This window comes from Methylobacterium carpenticola, assembly GCF_042748905.1.
In the GTDB taxonomy this organism is placed as follows: domain Bacteria; phylum Pseudomonadota; class Alphaproteobacteria; order Rhizobiales; family Beijerinckiaceae; genus Methylobacterium; species Methylobacterium carpenticola.
The window spans coordinates 5,686,330-5,708,003 of the sequence record NZ_JBHZEO010000001.1; the positions used below are offsets into that span (position 1 = coordinate 5,686,330).

13 protein-coding genes and 2 pseudogenes are annotated in these 21,674 nt (G+C 70.8%); 11 read left to right on the forward strand and 4 right to left on the reverse strand.

The window, feature by feature from the left end; all coding sequences use genetic code 11:
* Positions 1 to 40 precede the first annotated feature (40 nt).
* Positions 41 to 1,294: an IS701 family transposase gene (locus ACE101_RS26330; RefSeq protein ID WP_379136082.1), complete on the forward strand. Its 1,254-nt coding sequence runs from the start codon at positions 41 to 43 to the stop codon at positions 1,292 to 1,294.
* 106 nt (positions 1,295 to 1,400) lie between these two features.
* Here the strand turns inward: ACE101_RS26330 and ACE101_RS26335 are convergent.
* Positions 1,401 to 2,167, reverse strand: a protein-coding gene (locus ACE101_RS26335) for an IS5 family transposase (RefSeq protein WP_379136084.1) whose coding sequence is annotated in 2 segments (ribosomal slippage) — positions 1,401 to 1,852 and positions 1,852 to 2,167 — 768 coding nt in all. Because the reading frame shifts where the segments join, the coding sequence is not laid out codon by codon here.
* A gap of 161 nt (positions 2,168 to 2,328) precedes the next feature.
* A complete protein-coding gene (locus tag ACE101_RS26340; RefSeq protein ID WP_379132658.1) occupies positions 2,329 to 3,582 on the reverse strand; it encodes an IS701 family transposase in 1,254 nt (417 codons plus the stop codon).
* A gap of 134 nt (positions 3,583 to 3,716) precedes the next feature.
* Between ACE101_RS26340 and ACE101_RS26345 the strand changes: the two are divergent.
* Positions 3,717 to 3,860: pseudogene (locus ACE101_RS26345) on the forward strand (IS5/IS1182 family transposase); the annotation flags it as partial.
* A gap of 10 nt (positions 3,861 to 3,870) precedes the next feature.
* On the opposite strand, the pseudogene ACE101_RS26350 reads toward ACE101_RS26345, so the two are convergent.
* Positions 3,871 to 5,005, reverse strand: a pseudogene (locus ACE101_RS26350) (IS630 family transposase).
* Between ACE101_RS26350 and ACE101_RS26355 the strand changes: the two are divergent.
* Together ACE101_RS26355 and ACE101_RS26360 are read left to right on the forward strand one after the other, a co-directional pair.
* The gene (locus ACE101_RS26355) at positions 4,980 to 6,014 is read left to right on the forward strand and encodes an IS5 family transposase (RefSeq protein ID WP_379136087.1); all 1,035 of its coding nucleotides are present in this window, start codon (positions 4,980 to 4,982) and stop codon (positions 6,012 to 6,014) included. The pseudogene ACE101_RS26350 and the gene ACE101_RS26355 overlap by 26 nt on opposite strands.
* Before the next feature lie 56 nt (positions 6,015 to 6,070).
* Positions 6,071 to 6,358 carry a hypothetical protein gene (locus ACE101_RS26360; protein ID WP_379138948.1) on the forward strand — a complete coding sequence of 96 codons (288 nt, stop codon included), beginning with the start codon at positions 6,071 to 6,073 and terminating at the stop codon, positions 6,356 to 6,358.
* A gap of 1,259 nt (positions 6,359 to 7,617) precedes the next feature.
* Here the strand turns inward: ACE101_RS26360 and ACE101_RS26365 are convergent.
* Positions 7,618 to 10,719, reverse strand: coding sequence for a beta strand repeat-containing protein (locus ACE101_RS26365; RefSeq protein WP_379136089.1), 3,102 nt, complete (start codon positions 10,717 to 10,719; stop codon positions 7,618 to 7,620).
* 516 nt (positions 10,720 to 11,235) lie between these two features.
* Between ACE101_RS26365 and ACE101_RS26370 the strand changes: the two genes are divergently transcribed.
* The 7 genes from ACE101_RS26370 (at position 11,236) to ACE101_RS26400 (ending at position 21,654) form a co-directional block, all read left to right on the forward strand.
* Complete coding sequence (locus ACE101_RS26370) at positions 11,236 to 11,751, forward strand: hypothetical protein (RefSeq protein WP_379136092.1); 516 nt, start codon at positions 11,236 to 11,238, stop codon at positions 11,749 to 11,751.
* Between the two features lie 736 nt (positions 11,752 to 12,487).
* Positions 12,488 to 13,822: a glycoside hydrolase gene (locus ACE101_RS26375; protein WP_379136094.1), complete on the forward strand. Its 1,335-nt coding sequence runs from the start codon at positions 12,488 to 12,490 to the stop codon at positions 13,820 to 13,822.
* Between the two features lie 290 nt (positions 13,823 to 14,112).
* Positions 14,113 to 15,282, forward strand: coding sequence for a glycosyltransferase (locus tag ACE101_RS26380; protein ID WP_379136096.1), 1,170 nt, complete (start codon positions 14,113 to 14,115; stop codon positions 15,280 to 15,282).
* A gap of 15 nt (positions 15,283 to 15,297) precedes the next feature.
* Positions 15,298 to 17,478 carry a GumC family protein gene (locus ACE101_RS26385; RefSeq protein ID WP_379136098.1) on the forward strand — a complete coding sequence of 727 codons (2,181 nt, stop codon included), beginning with the start codon at positions 15,298 to 15,300 and terminating at the stop codon, positions 17,476 to 17,478.
* Positions 17,478 to 18,632, forward strand: a complete 1,155-nt coding sequence (locus ACE101_RS26390; RefSeq protein WP_379136101.1) for a glycosyltransferase — start codon at positions 17,478 to 17,480, stop codon at positions 18,630 to 18,632. Before ACE101_RS26385 ends, ACE101_RS26390 begins: the two co-directional genes overlap by 1 nt.
* Positions 18,629 to 20,005: an O-antigen ligase domain-containing protein gene (locus ACE101_RS26395; RefSeq protein ID WP_379136103.1), complete on the forward strand. Its 1,377-nt coding sequence runs from the start codon at positions 18,629 to 18,631 to the stop codon at positions 20,003 to 20,005. The genes ACE101_RS26390 and ACE101_RS26395 overlap by 4 nt, the downstream gene beginning before the upstream one ends.
* A complete protein-coding gene (locus ACE101_RS26400; RefSeq protein WP_379136106.1) occupies positions 20,002 to 21,654 on the forward strand; it encodes a lipid II flippase MurJ in 1,653 nt (550 codons plus the stop codon). The genes ACE101_RS26395 and ACE101_RS26400 overlap by 4 nt, the downstream gene beginning before the upstream one ends.
* The last annotated feature ends 20 nt before the right edge of the window (positions 21,655 to 21,674 follow it).

The window sequence follows — 21,674 nt, forward strand, 5'->3', positions numbered from 1 at the left end:
GGTGTTGCGCCTATCTGAAGGGTTTCGGACGGAGAGCCCGATGCCCTCAGCCTCGTTGGAGACCACGTTGGAGCTCTGGTCGACGTCGCTGCGCGAGGCCAAGCAGCGCATGCGACCGCTGTTTGCTGCTCCCAGTGTCGCCGCCTCCGCGAACGCCTTCCTGGATGGGCTGCTCGGGGGCGAGCGGCGCAAGACTGGCTGGATGCGCGCGGAAGCAGCCGGGGATCCTGGGCCCTGGCGTCAGCAGGCGATCCTGGGCCGCAGTCACTGGGACGCGGACGCTCTGCGCGACGTGGTACGCGACCTCGTGATCGAGACGCTTGCCTCACCAGATGCGACCCTCGTGCTCGACGAAACCGGCTTTCTCAAGCAGGGCAAAGCCTCGTGCGGCGTCGGCCGTCAGTACACGGGCTCGGCCGGCAAGATCACGAACTGCCAGATCGGCGTGTTCGCGGCCTACGTCTCGGATCAGGGGCACGCCTTCATCGACCGTCAGCTGTATCTACCCAAAGCGTGGAGCGGTGATCCAGCGCGTAGGCGGGCGGCGCATGTTCCCGACGAGATCGCCTTTTCGACCAAGCCACAGCTGGCGCGGGGGATGATCCAGCGCGCGATCGCCGCGGGGGTGCCGTTTGCCTGGGTGGCGGCGGACAGCGTCTACGGGGTGAGCGAGATTGAGATGGCGCTGCGGCGCGCCTCCAAAGGCTACGTGCTGGGCGTCACCGGCCAACACAGCTTCTGGTCCTGGATCACCGAACGTCCCATTGCCGGCACGGCCGAGGAGATCGCCAAGGCTCTCTCGGAGACGGACTGGGTCCGCTTATCAGCTGGGGCGGGCACGAAGGGCGCACGCCTGTTCGACTGGGCCTACCTGCCCCTGGCCACCCTGCCGGCCAGCGCCGTGGATCCGGCCCTCGATGAGAGCGAGTGGACGCGCGGCTTGCTGGTCCGGCGCAGCCTCTCGGACAGGGCTCTGGCCTACTTCACGACCTGGTGCCCGGCCGGGACACCCGTCTCGACGCTGGTGGCGGTGGAGGGCCGGCGCTGGGCGATCGAGGACGCCTTCGAGACCGCCAAGACGGAACTCGGCTTGGCCCACAACGAGAGCCGCTCCTGGCATGGCTGGCACCGGCACGTCTCGCTGGTGATGCTGGCCTTTGCGATGCTGGCGCGGGTGCGCCGATTGGCGAACGGCGCGCCCCCAAAAACCGCGCTCATCGCCACGCTCGCCGGTGCCCTGGTCGGTCCAGGAGATCCGGCGCGTGGCGATGCGGCTGGCACAGCGACGCATTGAGCCCGCTGTCGTCATTGCATGGTCAGCCTGGAGACGCGCTCATCAAGCGGCAGCCCGAGAAGCACATCTGAAACGCCGCATGCAACTGTAATGCTAGGGCCTGTCGTCACTTGAGCCAATCGAGAGTGGCGGCCAGACAAAGGATGCCCATGAAGCTGACGGCGGTCTTTTCGTAGCGGGTGGCGATGGCCCGCCACTCCTTGAGCCGGGCCCGGAGCCGCTCGACAATGTTGCGGTTGCTGTAGATCCACTCAGGACAGGCGAGCGGGGCCTCGTTGCCCTTGGTCGGGATCGCTGGCCGTGCACCGGCGGTCCAGATCGCCTCGCGAAAACGGTGGCTGGAGTAGCCGCGGTCACCCACCACCCACTGCGGCACGCCGGGCAGTCGATCGAGCAACGGGAGAGCGTGCGGCAGTTCATGCGCCTGGCCGGGCGCGAGGCGGAACGCGATCGCGCGTCCTCGCCCGTCGGCGATCACGCAGGCCTTGGTGCCATAGCCGCCACGCGAACGGCCAAGAGCTTCACGATGGTCTCGCTCGGCTCCAGATCCCCCCTTTTGGCCGCGCCCGCCGCCTTCTGGTGAGCCCGAATGCTCGTGGCGTCGAGAAACACCATGCCGAGCGCGACGCCGCGGGTCTGCACGAGGTCGAGCAGCCGCTCCCAGACACCGGCGCGCGCCCAGCGGATGAAGACCTGGGCGGCTTGCCACCAGGGACCCAGCTCGGCCGGGATGGCGCGCCAGGAGGCGCCGTTGTGATGCCGCCAAAGGATGGCTGAGATCGTGCGGCGCAGTTCAAGGGGCGGCGTCTTGCCTTTGGGCCGGCAGGCTTCCACCAGCGGCTCCAACTCGGCCCACTGGGCGTCCGTCAGCATCGCGTCTCCTCACTCAAAGTGGGGAAACGCTCATCAGCCCAGAGGGTTCAAGCGACAACAGGCCCTAGCATTACAGTTGCATGCGGCGTTTCAGATATGCTTCTCGGGCTGCCGCTTGATGAGCGCGTCTCCAGGCTGACCATGCAATGACGACAGCGGGCTCAATGCGTCGCTGTGCCAGCCGCATCGCCACGCGCCGGATCTCCTGGACCGACCAGGGCACCGGCGAGCGTGGCGATGAGCGCGGTTTTTGGGGGCGCGCCGTTCGCCAATCGGCGCACCCGCGCCAGCATCGCAAAGGCCAGCATCACCAGCGAGACGTGCCGGTGCCAGCCATGCCAGGAGCGGCTCTCGTTGTGGGCCAAGCCGAGTTCCGTCTTGGCGGTCTCGAAGGCGTCCTCGATCGCCCAGCGCCGGCCCTCCACCGCCACCAGCGTCGAGACGGGTGTCCCGGCCGGGCACCAGGTCGTGAAGTAGGCCAGAGCCCCGTCCGAGAGGCTGCGCCGGACCAGCAAGCCGCGCGTCCACTCGCTCTCATCGAGGGCCGGATCCACGGCGCTGGCCGGCAGGGTGGCCAGGGGCAGGTAGGCCCAGTCGAACAGGCGTGCGCCCTTCGTGCCCGCCCCAGCTGATAAGCGGACCCAGTCCGTCTCCGAGAGAGCCTTGGCGATCTCCTCGGCCGTGCCGGCAATGGGACGTTCGGTGATCCAGGACCAGAAGCTGTGTTGGCCGGTGACGCCCAGCACGTAGCCTTTGGAGGCGCGCCGCAGCGCCATCTCGATCTCGCTCACCCCGTAGACGCTGTCCGCCGCCACCCAGGCAAACGGCACCCCCGCGGCGATCGCGCGCTGGATCATCCCCCGCGCCAGCTGTGGCTTGGTCGAAAAGGCGATCTCGTCGGGAACATGCGCCGCCCGCCTACGCGCTGGATCACCGCTCCACGCTTTGGGTAGATACAGCTGACGGTCGATGAAGGCGTGCCCCTGATCCGAGACGTAGGCCGCGAACACGCCGATCTGGCAGTTCGTGATCTTGCCGGCCGAGCCCGTGTACTGACGGCCGACGCCGCACGAGGCTTTGCCCTGCTTGAGAAAGCCGGTTTCGTCGAGCACGAGGGTCGCATCTGGTGAGGCAAGCGTCTCGATCACGAGGTCGCGTACCACGTCGCGCAGAGCGTCCGCGTCCCAGTGACTGCGGCCCAGGATCGCCTGCTGACGCCAGGGCCCAGGATCCCCGGCTGCTTCCGCGCGCATCCAGCCAGTCTTGCGCCGCTCGCCCCCGAGCAGCCCATCCAGGAAGGCGTTCGCGGAGGCGGCGACACTGGGAGCGGCAAACAGCGGTCGCATGCGCTGCTTGGCCTCGCGCAGCGACGTCGACCAGAGCTCCAACGTGGTCTCCAACGAGGCTGAGGGCATCGGGCTCTCCGTCCAAAACCTTCAGATAGGCGCAACACCATGCAACTGTAATGCTAGCAGGGTGCTGAAAAACCCCGTGGCACGCGGGACGGCGGCGTGATTCACTCCCGACGCGACCGTTGTCGGGGGCGGGAATGCGGGGATCAGACACACGCTCTGGATCGCTGTTCTCTTACGTGGACCTGGAGGCGCGCGTCAGAGCCGACCACCCGCTCCGCACCATTCGTCAAATCACCGATGACGCCCTGCAAGCCATCAGTGGTGCGTTCGCGCCGCTCTGCTACCTTGTCAGGGATCAATTGATGGGTAGAGACTGCGCAGCTTGTCGCGAGCTTGACCGGCGGTGAAGTGCCAGTCCACCTTGGTCTGCCCGGCGTTGCGGGCCTCCTCCCAGCGGGCCAGCTGTTGAGTGAGCGTGTCCACCTGGGCGATGCGCCGGGCCAAACATTGCTGCCCCAGCGCGCTCAACTCGATCTCGGCCATGTTAAGCCACGAGCCGTGCTTGGGCGTGTGATGAAGCTCGATGCGCTCGGCCAAGCGGCGCGCCTCGGCGGCCGGGAAGGCCTCGTACAGGCTGGCCAGGGCATGAGTGTTGAGTTGATCCATCACCAGCACCACCCGCTCGGCCTCGCGATAGCGGCCGTCGAGCAGGTCGCGCACGACGCGCGCCCAGTCCACGCGGCGTCGCTGGGCGGTGACGGCCACGTGCCGCCAGCCCGCCAGCGGCTCACAGGCGAGGAACAGGCTCGCCACGCCGTTGCGCACGTAGACGTGATCGTGGCGCGCCACCGCCCTGCGGCGCGGGGCAGCGCCGGGCGGGTCTCACCGATCAGTTGCTTGAAGCTCTCGTCCAGGCACACCACCGGCCGACGCGGATCATAGGGTCGGCAGTAGACCTCCAGCACGTCCTCCATGTGGAAGACGAACTCCGCCGAGTGCTTGGGCGGGATACACCACATCTTCCTCAGGTGCGGCTTGAGAGTGTTTTTTTGAGTGTCTGACGCACCGTCTCGTGAGACACGCCCGGCACGGGCTGCAGTTCGACCATGCGGCTGGCCAACAGGCGCAGCGTCCAGCGCGCCCGTCCTTGAGGCGGCGATGAACAGGCCAGGGCGATCAGGTGAGCCTCCGCTTCGCCGTCGAGCGCGCGGGCGTAGAGGCGCTGGCCCTTGCGGTAGGGGCTCAGCGCCCGCTCCAGCCCCTCCTCGACGAAGCGCCGTCGCACCCGCTCCACGCTCGCCGTTCCGACCCCGACCCCTGCGGCGATCCGCTCGTCGGGCCAGCCCGGTCCCGCGGCGCTCGCGTCAGCCTTGAGCAACACCTGCGCGTGCTTGAGACGGCGCACCTCGGCCTTGCCGCGCGACACCAGCCCAGAAAGCTCATCCCGCTCCGCCGCCGTGAGCGTCACAACGTACTTCTTCATCGCGCGCCTCCCGGGATCGTTCCCCACCAACGCGCAACTCATCAAATCAGCCCAGACAAGCCACTACTCGCGCGTCGGACGGCCTTCGGTCGCACCCGAAATGCTGCTCAAGGCCATGCTTCTGCAGGCGTTCTACTCCATCCGCTCAGAGCGGCAGCTGATGGAACGACTGGAGTTCGATCTCCTGTTCCGGTGGTTCGTGGGTCTGGGCATCGATGAGGCGGTGTGGGACGCCTCCGTATTCGCCAAGAACCGGGACCGGCTGCTCGAAGGCGACATCGCGGCCAAGTTCCTGGCTGCCGTGCTCAGCCAGCCCAAGGTGACGCGCCTGCTCTCCACCGAGCACTTCAGCGTGGATGGCACCCTGGTCGAGGCATGGGCTTCGATGAAGAGCTTCAAGCCGAAATCCAACAAGGATGCGGACGCACCGCCCGTCGGCGGACGCAACGCGGACGTCGACTTCCGCGGGCAGAAGCGCCCGGACGACACACACCAGAGCACGACCGACCCGGAGGCGCGGCTCTGCCGCAAGGGGTCCGGGATGGAAGCCAAGCTGTGCTTCATGGGCCATCTCCTGATGGAGAACCGCGCGGGCCTGCTCGTCGGCACCTGCCTGACGAGCGCTGACGGCCACGCGGAGCGGATCGCGGCCTTGGCGATGATCGAGCCGCGCGCCGACCGGCCCCAGGCCATCTCGGTCGGGGCAGACAAGGCCTTTGACGCCGAGGATTTCGTCAATGAGCTGAGGTCCAGGAACGTGCGCCCGCACGTGGCCCAGAACACCAACGGCCGGCGCTCGGCCATCGACCGGCGAACGACGCGCCATGCGGGCTATGCCATGAGCCAGAAACTGCGCAAGCGCATCGAGGAAGGGTTCGGCTGGATCAGGACGGTGGCGGGCCGACGCAAGACCCGCTTCCGCCGCAAGGACCGGGTTGGGTGGGACTTCACCTTTGCTGCGGCCTACACCTTGATCCGGCTGCCGAAGCTGCTGGGAGCCCTGGCGTGACGCGCCGCGCGTCCGGGCTGGCCAAGGCCTTCCAGGGCCGGTGGCGGATCGTCGAGATGGACCTGTGGGACACCGACTATCTTGACCTGCTTGAGCCGGCCCACATCACCTTCGCGGGCGAGCACGATGGCCGCTTCGTGTTCGGCGCGGTCCAAGGCAGCCTCGACGTGCGTTACGGATCGCGCGACGGTTCGGCTTGCGCTGAGTTCTCCTGGGAAGGCTTGAACGACGCTGATCCTGCCTGCGGCCGCGGCTGGGTGATGCTGGGCACCGCGGGCCGGCTCGTCGGGCACATCTTCATCCACAACAGCGACGATTCGGGCTTCGTCGCGGAGCCAGACTGAATTTTTCAGCACCCTGCTAGCGGCTCGATTTCGCTGCCGCTCGGCAGACCGGACGTTGTACGTCGCAAGCGCTGCGGTCAGCGGCAGCGTCTACATCGGTCAACTCACCGCAGGAGGCGGCAGACGTATTCACCACTGCGCCCGATCGTATTCGTCCTGCGATATCGAACGAACGCGGCGACGGTACTCCCATCCGCCGTCGCCGAGACGGCGCTCAACAATCAACATCCAGACCAAACCGCGTAACGGCCATCGGGACACATCGGGAACAAGAGATGCATCCGGATCTTTTGTGGGTACATACGATACTGTGACTGGCCACCAGGAGAGCCACGGCTCCCAAGATCTATTGTCATCATGTCGATAAGTCTCGACGCTTCGAGAAGCCGCTTCCGAAAACATGACCATGCTGCGCTAACACGATTAGCCCTGATCAAGCTTGGATCGCTGCAAGTCAAGGAGATTTTTTTAAGGCAATCCGTTCAAAACATGGCCGCTAGCCGCCCTTATAATAATCCGATCATGAGATGAAATATTGGGAGATATATAATTCGACATTTGTAAATTACCATCAAGCAAAAATACATCCGATATGACGACTTGCTTATTTTGGCCACTCATTTATTGAAGGGGTCGATAAATAATAGTCAAATACACGGAACTGTTTGGTGCAGATGTCTCGCTGCCGCTCGGAACTGGGCGCGCTGCTCAAGCCTGCGTTGTGCCCGCCCTTGTGGCTTGGCTTCTGCCTAATGATGGAAGAGGGCCCGATCCTCTGTCCGTGACAGGACTGCATCCTGTCACAATTCTACAACGATGATGCCCTGGGATCTGGGCGGCTCAGCGACGAGCGCGGCCTTCGGGGGCTCCCAACCTGAGTGAAGAACGGCGCGCCCGTCCGGCCCATATGGGGCGCGTGCGTCGTTGCGCGAGTCTCCGAGGGCCCCCGGGGGGTGCGTGCCGTGCCACCAGCGGGCCGGGGCAGCCACCCTTCAATCCCGGCCGGCTGCCGCCTCGGACGCGCGCAGTTCGGAGCGGCCGATGCCATGCTTCGACTCCGACATCCTGGACGGCGGACCGCACCATCGCCAGGGAGGAGATCCCGGCCGGGAGCGATCATCGCACCGTCCCGGTTGTCGTGCCGCGACGAGGGCGGGGGCGCGATCGACACGGCCACCCTCGGTTTCGCAGGATTGTGGCTGATCGATCGTTCTTGACGTCTCCCGGGCGGGCGCCAAGGAGCGCATGTGGAGGCGGACTTACGCGAACCGGAAGTCCGTCGCATGCAGGAAGCTGCTCGTCGCGGTGCCCGTCGGGACCGTGAAGGACGCGAGGGCCACGCCCGCGCCGGCTCCGACCCCGTCCGCGTCCCACACCAGGGTTCGCGAGCTGGTGTTGAACAGGAATTCGGCATGCGCCTTCGTGGATCGGGTGCCCGCCTCGAAGTAGTCGGCGCTCAGCGTGCCGTCGGCGTTCAGTCCGGCGCCGGTGATCAGGGCATAGTCGCTCGCGTGGAATTGCAGCCTGTCGCCTGACGCCGAGGAGAAGTCGGTGACGGAATCCGTGCTCGCGGCGCTGGCTGGGCCGAACACGAAGGTGTCCGCGCCCGCCCCGCCCGTGAGCGCGTCCTTGCCGGCGCCGCCCGCGAGCGTGTCGGCGCCGGCCCCGCCGACGAGGGTGTTGGCGAACTCGTTGCCGGTGAGGCTGAGCCCGGTGCTGCCGGCATTGGCGCGGAGGGCCTCGATCTCCTGCCCCGCCGCGAGCGCGTAGCTGATGCTGCTGTAGACCGTGTCGGTGCCCTCGCCTGCCTTCTCGATCACCTGATCGGCGGGATTGTCGACGTCGTACACGTCGTTCCCGGCTCCGCCGAGCATGGTGTCGCTGCCCGCCCCGCCGTCGAGCCGGTCGTTGCCGCCTGCGCCGGTCAGCCGGTCGTTGCCGCTCAGGCCGAGGATCAGATCCGCCGCGCTGGTGCCCGTCAGCGTGTTGGCGACGCCGCTCCCCACCACCGCCGTCTCGCTCGACGCGAGTGCCGCGGTGCCGAACGGATCCGTGTAGCGCGCCACGGCGCGCAACAGGGCGCCGGCCTGCGCGGCGGACGGCGTGTAGCTCGCGCCCGTCGCGCCGGCGATCGCGGTCCAGGTCGTCCCGCCGTTGGTGGATGCCTCCCAGCGATACGCGATTGTGGGCTGCGCCACGTCCGGATCGACGATGTCGTTGCTTGCCGTGAGCACCGCGCTGCTGGCGGTCTGCGCGGAGGACGCGAGGTGGACCCCGCCCGAGGCCGCCTCGTTGACGTTGGTCACGCCGATCGCGAGGGCCTGCGTGTCGCTGAGCTGGCCGTCCGAGGCCGTGACGATGACGTCGTAGACGTTGTTCGCGCCGGCATCGGCCGGGGCCTCGAAGTTCGGGGCCGTCTTGAACGCCAGGGCGCCGGTCTGGGCGTCGAGCGTGAACAGGTTCGCGTCGGCGCCGCCGGCGAGCGAATAGGTGAGCGCCGGGGCGGGGTTCGGGTCGCTCGCCGTGACCGTGGTCACGGCCGTGCCGTTCTCGGGGATGCTCAGCGCCGCGGTGTCGCCGCCCCCGTTCGAGGTGATGACCGGCGCGGAGGCGCCCGTGCTGCTATGGGTGATCTGGTAGCTCGGTCCGACCCCCTTCGTCGTCTGGTTGAGCAGGACCGAGATCGTCCCGTCATTGTAGTTGGGGGTGACCACGTCGGGCCGGCCATCCCCGTTGAGGTCGGCGGTGGCGAACAGCGACGGGAAGTTGCCGGTCGGCACCGTCGTCTGCGGCCGCAGCGTGCCGTCGCCGTTGCCTATCAGCACCGACAGCGTGGCGTCGCCCGCGTTCGAGACCAGCACGTCGAGCCGACCGTCGCCGTTCACGTCCGAGAGCGCCACCGCGTAGGCCTGCGCCCCCGCCTGGTAGACGACGCCGGGCCGGAAGCTCCCGTTGCCGTTCCCCAGCAGAACCTCGATGCTGCTGTCGCCGTAATTGTCGACCACGAGGTCCGTCTTGCCGTCGCCGTTCAGGTCGCCCACCGCGATGCCGTTGGGGATCGAGCCCACCGCCAGGGCGGTGGCGGGCGCGAAGCTGCCCGTCCCGGTCCCCCGCAGGATCGACAGCGTGCCGTCGAAGTTGTTGGCCGTGATCAGGTCGGCATTGCCGTCCTGATCGAGGTCGGCGATGGCGACGAAGTTCGGGCCCTGCCCCGTCGCGTAGGCGGTGCGGGCCTGGAAGGTGCCGTCGCTCCGGCCGAGCAGGACCGAGACCGTGTCGGATTCCGCATCCGCCACCACGAGGTCGGACAGGCCGTCGTGGTTCAGGTCGCCCATGGTCATGGCCTCGGGATCGGCCCCGACCGTGTAGTCGGCGCCGAACCGGAAGGCGCCCGTGCCGTCGCCGAACAGGATCGAGACGCTGCCGTTGCCGTTGCCCGTGTTCTTGAAGCCCGCGAAGGCGTTCAGCACGGCGAGGTCGACATTGCCGTCGTGGTTGAAGTCGGCCGTCTGGACCACGTAGGGGCCGGCGCCCGCCGCGACCGAGACCGGCTGGCGGAAGCTCCCATCGCCGTTGCCCATCAGCACGGAGAGGGTGCCCGCGCCGAAGGTCCCGTCCGCGTTCTTGGGCGAGCTGTAGAGATTGGCGACGATCAGGTCGGGGATGCCGTCGCGGTTGACGTCGGTGACGGCGACGGAGGCCGGGTTGGGACCGACCGTGTAGGTGGTGCTCGCCGTGAAGGGGCCGCCGAAGGGATTGCCCGCGAGATCCTGGACACTGTTCCCGAGGAGCTGGAGGGCGAGCGCGCCGTTGCCGGTGCCGGTCGAGGCCTCGACCGTGTAGGCCTTGCCGCCGGAGCCGGCCACGCCCGTGATCCGGGTGATCGCCGCGCCGCTCAGGCCGCCGGTGCTCACGAGCGCGAAGTCGCTGGCCTGGGGCGCGGTGACGGCCTCGGAGAAGGTCACGGTGAACTGGACGGTCGCGGCGCTGGTGCCGGCGGCGCCGACGAGGGCGATGGCGGCGAGGGTCGGGGCCTGGGTGTCGATGGTGAGGACGACGGGGTTGGAGAGGGCGGAGCTGGCGACGCCGTCATCGGCGATGGCGAAGATCTGGTAGGCGCCGTCGGGCAGTTCGAGGATGGTCGAGTAGGTGCCGTCCGCGCCGGCATAGACGCCGCCGACCGTCTGGTCGGGGTAGTCCGCGATGCCGTCGCGGTTGACGTCGTTGAAGAGGATGACGCGGTTGCCGGGCGTGGCCTTGCCGCTGACCTTGATGTAGCGCGTCTTGGTGATGCCGTCCGATGATGAAACACCCGTATCCTGGTTGGAGGCCAAGAGGAGCGTAGGCGTACTCGTTGCCATGTTGCCTCCACCGATGCAGGCGATGAGGATCGATGATGATGCGACCGGCGTGCGCCTGCCCGCAGCAAGATCATTTGCTGTCGTCCGATCCGGGCCGTACGCGGGTCTGTGCCGTGCAGTGGCGGCACTTTTCACAATTCATTCAGACGCGAAAAGTAAAAATAAGTCGTAATCCAAAAGGGATATTTTGGTGGGTTTGATCGTGGTCGGCCGCCAATGTTACGACTTGCCGCATGTCTATACTGGCAACGATAGAATCAGATCCGATAGAGGTTGTGAAGTCTGCTTGGCGATCTTGTTTCTGGAATGAAGCCGGGCCGGCTCCGCCGCGGGCGGGCGAGGCGCCCGGCCGGGATCGGGCGGGACCGGGATCGGGGCCTGTCACCACCCGCCGCGGGTGATGCTCCCCGTCCTCCGCGCGCGGTGTCATCGTGCCGATGTGGATCGGCACGGGCCGGTGTTGACGGTCTGCACAGTCTATGGAAGTTGCGCCCGCTCCGGAGCGGAGCAAGTCTGATGTCTGACGATGATACCCTCGCGCGGGCCTTGGCTGACGTGAGCGAGAGGCGTGCCGCCCTTCAGGCCGAGTACGACCGCATCGCGGCGGAACTGGCGAAGCTGAACCAGGCCGAGAACGCCCTGCGGGCGATCGTCGAGAATGCCCCGCTTCCGGATGCGATCCTCGATCTCGGCGGGGCCGAGCGGGCGCTGCGCCTTGAGGCGCGCGCGCCGTCGCGGCGGGGGGCCCGCGGGCCGCGCGCCAACTCGGCCAAGGGCCGCCTGCGGACGCTGCTGGACGAGGCGGGGCCTCAAGGGCTGTCCCACGCGCAGATCGTGCAGCGCCTGCCGGACGTCGCTCCGGCCACGCTGAACGCGTATCTGAGCACGATGGTCACCAACGACGAGGCGGTCCGCAACGGCGACTTCTACAGGAGCCGGCGGCCGGAGCCGTCCGAGGAGACCGACGAGGCCGACGGGATCGCGTCCGGCGAGGATTCCGCTCCCGAGAACGACGGCAGGGCCGCCGAGTGATGCCGGGCTTCGGCTGATCGGCTCCCAGAGCAGCGCGACGCCGCAACCATCCGTGGGGCGTCGCGGACGGCCGCCGCGCCGCTCCGGCCGGGGATCGCCCGCGCCCTGCGGAAGGAGCGCGGTGACGTCGACCCTGGCCAGCAGGTAGGCCGTGATGAGCAGCGACGGCACCCTCTCCGGCAGCAGGGAATTCACGCGGAGCGCCGCCAGGATCGTCACCAGCGGAACCTCGATCGCGAACAGGGATGTGAGATCCCGCAGGGCCGCCAGGCGGCCGGGCGATGCGGTCGGGATCGTCGCCAGCTCGTAGGCGGAATAGACGATCGCGGCGAGCTTGGTGACTGTCTCGCGCCGCGGGTACATCGAACGAACCGGCCCCGTCCCGCGCCGCCGCGATCCCGAATCGCGGATCCGGCCCCCTATGATACGGTTTCCGGAAGATCACTTTCGGAAACCGTATCACGAGCCCGCGCGGCGCCTGAGCGAGGCCGGTTTCCGCATCGCGAAGCGATCATCCGGAAACCGTATGACACGAAGCCGGCCGCGCCCGGAGCGGGGCGGAACGCGGCATCCGGGCTGTGCGGCCCGCCCGCGCGAGGGCGGCGGCGCTGTCCGGAACCGGCACGCCCGATCCCCTCTGGCACGCGGATGTGCCGCCCTGATGCGAAAATCCGTGGCCCGATCCGCGCAGGGAGAGGGTGCGCCGATCGGCGGCGCGGTGCGGACGGGACCGGTCATGACGCAGAGCCCGGAGGAGATGCGAGCGGCGGAAGCCGGATCCGCGCCGTGCGCGTCCCCGGTCCTGCCCTGCCGCCGCACCGTGCTCGCGGGGCTCGCGGGGATGATCGCGGGCCCCGCGCGCGCCGCGTCGCCCGCCCCCGCCCCGGTCGAGCGCTTCCTCGACAGCGTCGGGGTCAACGTCCATCTCGGCAGCGAGCCTTATCGGTCGCGCTTCGACACCGTCGCCGCGCTGCTCGCGCGGAGCCGCATCCGGCACGTCCGCGACGAACTCCGCCCCGGCAACGACCTCGCGTGCTGGAGGCACCTCCACGCGGCCCACGGCGTGCGGGCCCAGCTTCTGGTGTCGCCGGCGACCAACACGGTCCCGGAGATGCTCGCCTATCTCGACGCGGTCGGCCCGGGCAGCGTGTCGGCGATCGAGGGCCAGAACGAGGGCGACAGCGACTGGTTCATGGCCCAGCCCGCCGCCCGCCCGGACTGGAGCGGCGCGGTGGTCGCCTATCAGCGGGCCGTCTATCAGGCGCTGCGCCAGCGCTTCGACCGGGCGACCCTGCCGGTCGTCTCGCCCAGCATCATCGACTACAAGCCGCAGGACGTGGCCCTGATCCGGGGCGCGGCGCCGTTCAGCGACATCGTCGCGATCCATTCCTACGTGCAGGGCGGCCAGGAGCCCGAGACGGCGGACGATTACGCCGCCCTCTCCTGGTATCTCACCCACATGCGCGACGGCTTCAAGCCGGGCGCGCCGGTGATGAGCACCGAGGTCGGCTACTGCACCCGGCCCGTGCGCGGGCGCAGCGACGTCTCGGAGGCCGCGGCGGGCATCTACATTCCCCGCCTGCTGCTGCACAATTTCAGCGCGGGCGTGCAGCGCACCTTCCTCTACGAGCTGATGGACGAGGGCGACGACCCGCGCGAGGGCGAGCAGCATTGGGGGCTCGTGCGTCCCGACGGCAGCCCGAAGCCGGCCTATCGGGCGGTGAGCGGGCTGCTCGGCGCCCTGGCGGCGCCGGGCGAGCCGGCGGGCGGCGGTCCGCCGATCCGGGCCGCGCTGCCGGAGGCCGCCCCCGATCTGCGCAGCGTCGCGTTCGTGCGGCCGGATGGCGGCACGGTCCTCGCCCTCTGGCGCGCCCTGCGCTGCTGGGATCCCGTCCGGGGCGTCGATCTCGCCGTGCCCGATGGTCCGCAGCGCGTCCTGCCGAGCCGCCGCCCCGCCCGCGCGCGGATTCTGGTGCCGAACGACGCGGAGGCCTGGACCGACCTCGCGCCGCGCGACGGGACAGTTGAAGTACCGGTCGGTGCCAAGGTGGTTCTGTTATGGCTAATCTAACCCAAGGTCATCATGCGCCAACCGGAGCCGCGCCGGAATGTCCAGGCCCGGAAAGAGCGCGACTGACGGCCGCGGCACGAGACCCACATCAAAAAAATGGCATCGGAAAACGGGTCTCATCGCGAAATTACGTAGTTGACCACAGTGTGGTTGGCAGAGATGCCGGATTAGCTAATCTTCGGATAAAGTCGTCGCTCCGTTCTGAAATCGAGCCGGACGCAGCGGATGCGGCCGGGCTGCGGAGGCAGGCATCGCCGATCATCGAACGGACTGCGAAGGAGGGTCGCCGCGTGCGTGTCGCCATCGTCCATGACTGGCTCTACGTGGTCGGTGGGGCCGAGCGCGTGCTGCGTGAGATGCTGGCCTGCTACCCGCAGGCCGACGTCTACACGCTGTTCGACGTTCTCACCCCCGAGAACCGCGCCCGGATCGGACTCGGCGCGACGCGCCAGAGCTTCCTGCGGCGCCTGCCCCGCCTCGGGCGGTCGCACCAGATCTACCTGCCGTTGATGCCGCTCGCGGTCGAGCAGTTCGACCTGTCGGGCTACGACCTCGTCCTGTCGTCGAGCTACGCGGTGGCCAAGGGGGTGATCACCGGTCCCGATCAGGTCCACATCGCCTACGTGCATTCGCCGATGCGCTACGCCTGGGATCTCCAGCACGCCTATCTGCGCGGGAGCGGCCTGCTGCGCGGGCCCAAGAGCCTGCTGGCGCGGCTCCTCCTGCACTACCTGCGGCTCTGGGACGTGCGCACCGCCGCCGGCCCGGACGCGATCATCGCCAATTCGCGCTTCATCGCGCGGCGGATCCGCAAGATCTACGGGCGCGAGGCGACGGTGATCCACCCGCCCGTCACCCTCTCGGACCGTTCCGTCGACCTCCTGCGCGGCCGCCACTTCCTGGCGGCGAGCCGCCTCGTTCCCTACAAGAACATGGAGGCGATCGTCGACGCGTTCCGGCTCACCCCGGATCTGGAACTCGTCGTGGCGGGCGACGGCTCCGAGGCGGAGCAGCTGCGCCGCCGTGCCGGGCCGAATGTTCGCTTCGCCGGGTTCGTGAGCGACGCGGAGCTGCGCCACCTGATGGCGACCGCGCGGGCCTTCGTCTTCGCGGCCGAGGAGGATTTCGGCATCATTCCCCTGGAGGCCCAGGCGGAGGGGACGCCCGTGCTCGCGCTCGGCCGCGGCGGGGTCCGCGAGACCGTGGTGACGCAGGGGCCCGGGCGGACCGGCCTGTTCTTCCCCGAGCCGAGCGCCGAGGCGATCGCCGCCTGCCTGCGCTCCTTCGTGTCGATGGAGGACAGCTTCTCGCGCGCGGCCTGCCGGGCGCAGGCCGAGCGCTTCTCCGCGGAGCGCTTCCGCCGCGAGTTCACCGACTTCGTCGAGGCGACGATGCAGGGGCTCGACCCCCGCGACGCGCCCAAGGAGCAGTACCTCTACGCGGTCGAGATGCACAGATAAGCGGGCGGGTGTGCGGTGAGCGTCGTTCTGACCAAGACGGATGTCGGAGTGCCGCCCGGGCCGGTGCCGCGGGTCGGCCTCGTCACGCGGCTGTGGCGCCGCCGCGGCTTGTTCCTGGCGGTCTTCGCGACCGTCCTGGGCGCGGCGATCGCGGCGCTCCTGATGCTGCCCGTGCGCTACGCGGCGACCGGTTCGGTCATCGTGGCCGAGCCCGAGCCGGGCGGCGGCAACGGCTCGGCGGCCTGGGCCCAGAAGGTCGGCGACCCGGCCGATCTCGAGAGCCAGCTCCTGCTCGTGCGCTCGCCGCGCATCCTGCGCCTCGCCATGGCCCAGCCGGGCATCGCCGAGGCGGCGCAACGCGAGTGCCGGCTGGCGGCCGAAGGCGGCCCGCTCCGGCTCGGCCGGCTGACGGGCGCGTCGGCGACGATCTGCGACGGTCTCCAGCCGGGCAGCGCCGCGCTCCTCGACTACCTCGACACGCGCGTGGGCGTCGGCACGGTGGGGCGCTCGCGCATCATCAGCGTCTCCTACCAGTCCACGCTGCCCGAGGTGGCCCAGACCATCACCAACGCCGTCATCACCTCCTTCCTGGACGACCAGCGCACCAACCTCGCCAAGAGCCGCGAGGCGGCGGCGGCCTGGATCTGGCAGGAGATCCGGCAGCTCGACCGGACGCTGCGCGAGGAGGAGGAACGGATCCAGGCCTATCGCCGCAGCCGCGGGCTCGTGCGCGGCGCCACGGCGCCGATCAGCTCCGAGCGGCTCACCAGCATCAGCCAGCAGCTCGCGAGCGCCGAGGCGGCGCGGGCGGAGGCCGCCGCGCGGCTGCACGAGATCAACGCCGATCAGGCGCGCGGCTCGGCGGATTCGCCGGCCGTCCTCGCCAGCCGGACGATCGGGGACCTCAAGCAGCAATACGCCACCCTGTCGAGCCAGCTCGCCAACGCCGCGACCACGCTGGGGCCGAGCCACCCGACCATCCAGGGCCTGCGGCGCGAGCGCGAGGCGCTCCAGGCGCGCCTGCGGCGCGAGGTGGCGAGCGTGGCGGCGAGCGCCCGTCAGACCTACGACGCGTCGAGCACCCTGGTCGCCTCGCTCCGGCGCCAGCTCGAAACCGCCAAGGCCGATGTCGGCTCGGCCACCGATGCCGAGGCCGCCATCGCCGCCATGGTGCGCAGCGTCGAACTGAAGCGTGGCCAGTATGTCGACCTCTACAAGAAGGCGAGCGAACTCGAGACCGAGCGGCGCATCCTCACCGGCAGCACGCGCCTCGTGAGCCTCGCCGAGCTGCCGGCGCGGCCGTTCTTCCCCAAGCGCCTGCCCTTCCTCGCCGCGGGCTTCACCCTGGCGGCGCTGCTCGCGACCGCCGCGGCGCTGCTGCGCGACCGCACCGACGGCAGCGTCCGGGCGGCGGCGGAGATCGACCAGGCCGCCGGCACCACGACCCTCGCGCAGCTGCCGCGCCTGGGCGGCCGCGGGATCCTGTCCGCCCTGCCGCGCCGGGATCCGTCCCTGGCGGCGGCGCTCGACCGGGCCAGCGCCGATCCGGCCCTCCAGGCGGCCCTGCGCACCCTCTACGCGCGCCTCACGCTGCGGCCCTCCGGCCGGCCCCTGCGCACCCTGCTCGTGACCTCCGCCGCGCCCGGCGAGGGCAAGACCTTCACCACCCTCGCGCTCGCCGGCCGGATCGCGGCGAGCGGGCAGCGGGTGCTGGTGGTCGAGGGCGATCTCGGCGCCCCGGCCTTCGCGGGCGCCCTCGGCCTGCCGCCGGGCCCCGGCCTCGGCGCGGTCCTGCGCGGCGAGGTGCCGGCCCGCGAGGCGGTGATGCGCACCCACCAGCCCAACCTGGACGCCATGCCGGCGGGCGCCCCGATCGAGGCCTCGACGGAGCTGCTGATGGGCCAGCGCGTCGCCGGCCTCCTCGCCCTGGCGGAGGATTACGACCTCGTGCTGATCGACAGCCCGCCGCTGGGCCTGCTGATGGATGCCTCGGTGCTCGCGCGGCGCGTGGACGGGGTGCTGGTCTGCGCCCGCTGGGGCCGCTCGCCGATCGAGGCCACCGCCGCCACCGTCGCGGCCATCCGGGCCGCCGGCGGCACGGTGGCGGGCGCCGTCATCACGGTGGCGCGGCCGCCGGCGCCGGTGATCTACGGGGAGCGGCCGGGCCGCGTCCCCGCCTCCGTGGGGGCCGCCTGATGACGCGCCCGCGGGTCCTGTTCGTCAACCATTCGAGCCTGCTGTCGGGGGCGGAGCTGGTGCTCGCCGACGCGGTGGGGCCCTGGCGCGGCGCCACCGCCTTCCTGTTCGAGGACGGGCCGCTCGCCGCCGCCCTCGCCGCGCGGGGCCTCGCGGTGGAGCAGGCCGGAATGGGCCGCGCGCTCGCCGGCCTGCGCCGGGATTCCTCGCCCCTGCGGGCGCTCCCGCTCGCCGGCCGCCTCGCCGCCCTCACCCTGGCGCTCGCCGGCCACGCGCGCCGGCACGACCTCGTCTACGCCAATTCGCAGAAGGCCTTCATCCTGGCGGCGCTCGCCACCGCGGCGGTGCGCCGGCCCCTGATCTGGCACCTGCACGACATCCTCGATCCGGTCCATTTCGGCCCCGCCCAGCGCCGGCTCCAGATCGGGCTCGCCCATGCCCGCGCGGCCCGGGTCGTCGTGCCCTCCGCGGCGGTGGCGGAATCCTTCGTGGCGGCGGGGGGGCGCCGGGATCTGCTCACCGTCGTGCCGAACGGGCTCGACGTGATCCCCGACCCCCGGCCCCGGTCCGAACTCCGCCGCGCCCTCGGCCTGCCGGAGGGGCCGCTCGTCGGCGCCTTCAGCCGCCTCGCCCCCTGGAAGGGCCAGCACGTCCTGCTGCGCGCCCTGGCGCGCCTGCCGGGCGTGCACGGCGTCGTCGCGGGTTCGGCCCTGTTCGGCGAGGACGCCTACGCGGCGGAACTCGAGGGTCTCGCCGCCACCCTCGGCCTCGCCGGCCGGCTGACCTTCCTCGGGCAGCGCAGCGACGTGCCCCGCCTGATGCAGGCGATGGACGTCGTCGTGCATCCCTCCATCCATCCCGAGCCCTTCGGCCGCACCCTGGTCGAGGCGATGCTGGCCGGAGTGCCCGTCGTGGCGACGGATGCGGGCGCCGCCGCCGAGATCCTGGATGGCGGGCGGGCCGGCACCCTCGTGCCGCCGGACGATCCCGCGGCCCTCGCCGCGGCCCTCGCCCGCATCCTCGCCGGGGAGGCCGCGCCCGCCGCGGCGGTGGCCGTGGCCCGGACCCGCGCCCGCACGCTCTATCCGGTCGGGCGGATGCAGGACGAGATCGCCGGGATCATCGGCCGGGTCGCCCGGGAGGCGCGGGCGTGACGGATCAGCTCGTCGCGCCCGCCGCCCTCGGCCGGTCCCTGCCCGGCTGGCTCGCCGCCGCGCTCCTGCTGGCGGGCACCGCGCTCGCCGGTCCGCTCCTCGGCGGGGCGTCCCGGCCGCTCTTCATCCTCGGCTGCGCGGCGGTCGGCGGCTACGCGTGGCGCCGCTCGGCGGCCGAGCACCTCCAGGCGGCGCTCCTGCTCTTCGCCTTCGCGCCGTTCCTGCGCCGCGTCGTCGATCTCTCGGCCGGCTACGAGGCGAGCGGGCTGATGCTGGTCGGGCCGCTCCTGGCGGTCCTGGCGCCGCTCCCCGGCCTGCGGGTCCTCCTCGACGGCGACCGGCCGGTCCCGGCCGCCCTGGCGGCGGTCTTCGGGGTGGGAGCTTGCGTGGCCTACGGCACCGCCCTGTCCCTGTTCCAGGGCGAGTGGATGAGTGCCGCCACCGGCTCGATCAAGTGGTTCGCGCCGCTCCTCTACGCCGCCGCCCTCGCCCTGCGGCCGGCGGAGGAGCGGCCGGAGCTCGTGCAGGCCATGGCCTCGGTCTTCCTGGCGATCCTGCCGCTGACGGGGCTCTACGGCATCCTGCAATACGTCGACCCGCCGGCCTGGGACCGCTACTGGATGAGCCTGACGCCGATCCTCTCGATCGGCCAGCCGGTTCCCTACGGCGTGCGCACCTTCAGCACCATGAACGCACCGGCCTCCTTCGCGACCTTCACGGTCGCCGGCCTGCTCCTCGTCGGCTTCCTGCGCCCGGGCCGCGCGGCCCTGCTGGCGGCCAGCCCGGCCGCCCTCGCCCTGCTCCTGTCGATGTACCGCACGGCCTGGATCTCGCTGGCGGCGGGCCTCCTGTTCTGCCTCCTGTTCCAGGCCACCCGGCGGCGGGCGGTCGGCGTCCTCGTCGGCGTCGCCGCCGCCGTCGCCGTGGCGGCGACGCTCACCCCCTTCGGCGAGGTCATCGGCGACCGCCTCGCGACGCTCGGCTCCGGCACCGGCGACGACAGCGCCCGCGAGCGCCTGGAGCAGTACGTCACCCTGTGGAACCTCCCGGATAGCGGGCTGATCGGCAACGGCTTCACGGTCACGGATGTCGGCAGCGCCGGGGCCATGGCCATCGACGGCATGATCGTCTCCTGCTGGGTCACCATGGGCATCGTCGTGGGGATGATCTGCATCGCGGCCCTCCTCCTCGCCGCCGGCCGGGCGATCGCGGCGGCCTGGGGCGGCCGGGCCGAGGCCGTGGTGGTGGGCGCGATGGCCTGCGGCGCCCTGGTGCAGATCCCGCTCTCCAACGTCGCTTCGGGCGAACTCGGGGTCCTGTTCTGGATCGTCGCGGTCCTCGCCCCAGAGGGCGGGCCCGGGGGCCGGGCGTGAGCGGCGAGGCGGGCACCGCCCCGACCCGGCCGGGCCGCGCCGCGGCGGTGCCGGCCGTGGAGCCGGGGCTCGACCCGGCGCTGGGCGAGGAGATCGTCGCCGAGGCCGCGGCGGCTGCGGCGCGGCCCGGCCGGGATCCCGCCGAGAGCGGCCGCCACCGGCGCTTCGCGGTGCTGCTGATGGGCGGCGCGCTCGTGAGCAAGCTCCTCGGCTTCGTGCGCGAGATCGTGATGGCCCACACGCTCGGGGCCTCCCTGGCGGCGGACGGCTTCCGCGGGGCGATGACGGCGATCCTGCTGCCGCTGGCCGTCCTCCAGAACGAGAGCGTGCCGGCCCTGCTCGTGCCGATGTACCGGGAATGGCGCCGGTCCGGGGATGCCGCCCGGCGCCTCACCGCCCTCACCGTCGCCATCACCGGCATGGCCGTGGCGCTGATGCTCGGCGTCCAGGCCCTCGGGATGCTCTGGGTCGACGCGATCGTGGGCGGCTACTCGCCCGCCGGGCAGGCGCTGACCCTCGACTTCGTGCGGGTGATGGCCCTCGGGATGCCGGCCTCGGCGTTGCTGAACTGCCTCGCGGCGGGGGAGATCGCGCTCGGCCGCTCGCGGCTGACCATCGTGCGGGCGAACATCCTCAACGTCGCGGTGCTGGCCGGCCTCGTGCTGATGGGCTGGACCGGCTGGGTCCTCGCCCTCGCCTGGGCCTTCACCCTGGCGATGAACGGGGTCGCCCTCTGCGGCCTGTGGTGGCTGTGGCGCGAGGGGCTGCTCGATCCCGCCGGGGCCCGGCCCGCCCTGGTACGGGCGGTGGGCGGCGAGTTCCTGCGCGGCCTGCGCCCGCTCCTGCCGATCCCCGCCGTCGAGCAGGCCAATGTCTGGATCGAGCGCGTGCTCGCCTCGCGCCTCACCGCCGGCACCGTCGCCTCGATCGACTACGCCCGCACCCTCACGGAGAGCGCCCTCCTGCTGATCAGCCAGCCGCTCGGCCTCACGGTCCTGGCCGGGGGGCCCGCCGCGGACATGCGCCGGCAGGCGGAGGCCATCGCCCGGCCGATCCTCGCCGTGATGCTGCCGGGCTCGGTCTTCGTCGCGGCCTTCGCGCCCGAGATCACGCGCCTCGTCTTCGCGCGGGGCGCCTTCGACGAGGCCGCCGTGCTCCTGTCGAGCCAGGCGCTGCGGGGCATCGCCGCCGGGCTGTGGGCGGCGACCCTCGGCTGGATCCTGATGCGCATCCTCAACGGCGCGGGGCGCAACGGCGCGGCGGCCGGGGTGCTCACGGGGGCGCACGCGGTCAACATCGCGCTCAACCTCGCGACCGGCCTGGCGCTGCCGGACGGCTGGGCGAGCCCGCTGATGCTGGGATTGGGCGAGGCGGCGCGCGGGCTGGTGCTCCTCGTCGGCACCGGCCTGCTTCTCGGCTGCACGCGGCGCCTCGCCGTGGCCGTTCTGCTGGCCGCCGGCCCCGCCGCCCTGACGGGGCTCGCCGCGTGGCAGATCCACCTCGCCTGGAGCGGGACGCTGGCGCGGCTCGCGGCCGGCGCGCTGGCCTGCGGCATCGGCATCCTGCTCGCCCTCGCCCTCGCGGCGCCGGACCTGCGCGGGATGGCCGGGCGGATCGTCCGGGGGCGGCCGGGCACGGCAGGGCACTGAATTCACGGCCGTCCGGGCGC

Coding starts and splice junctions, on each gene's coding strand:
- ACE101_RS26330 (WP_379136082.1), top strand. CDS start 41: ATGCCCTCAGCCTCGTTGGAGACCACGTTGGAGCTCTGGTCGACGTCG.
- ACE101_RS26340 (WP_379132658.1), bottom strand. CDS start 3,582: ATGCCCTCAGCCTCGTTGGAGACCACGTTGGAGCTCTGGTCGACGTCG.
- ACE101_RS26360 (WP_379138948.1), top strand. CDS start 6,071: ATGGACCTGTGGGACACCGACTATCTTGACCTGCTTGAGCCGGCCCAC.
- ACE101_RS26365 (WP_379136089.1), bottom strand. CDS start 10,719: ATGGCAACGAGTACGCCTACGCTCCTCTTGGCCTCCAACCAGGATACG.
- ACE101_RS26370 (WP_379136092.1), top strand. CDS start 11,236: ATGTCTGACGATGATACCCTCGCGCGGGCCTTGGCTGACGTGAGCGAG.
- ACE101_RS26375 (WP_379136094.1), top strand. CDS start 12,488: ATGACGCAGAGCCCGGAGGAGATGCGAGCGGCGGAAGCCGGATCCGCG.
- ACE101_RS26390 (WP_379136101.1), top strand. CDS start 17,478: ATGACGCGCCCGCGGGTCCTGTTCGTCAACCATTCGAGCCTGCTGTCG.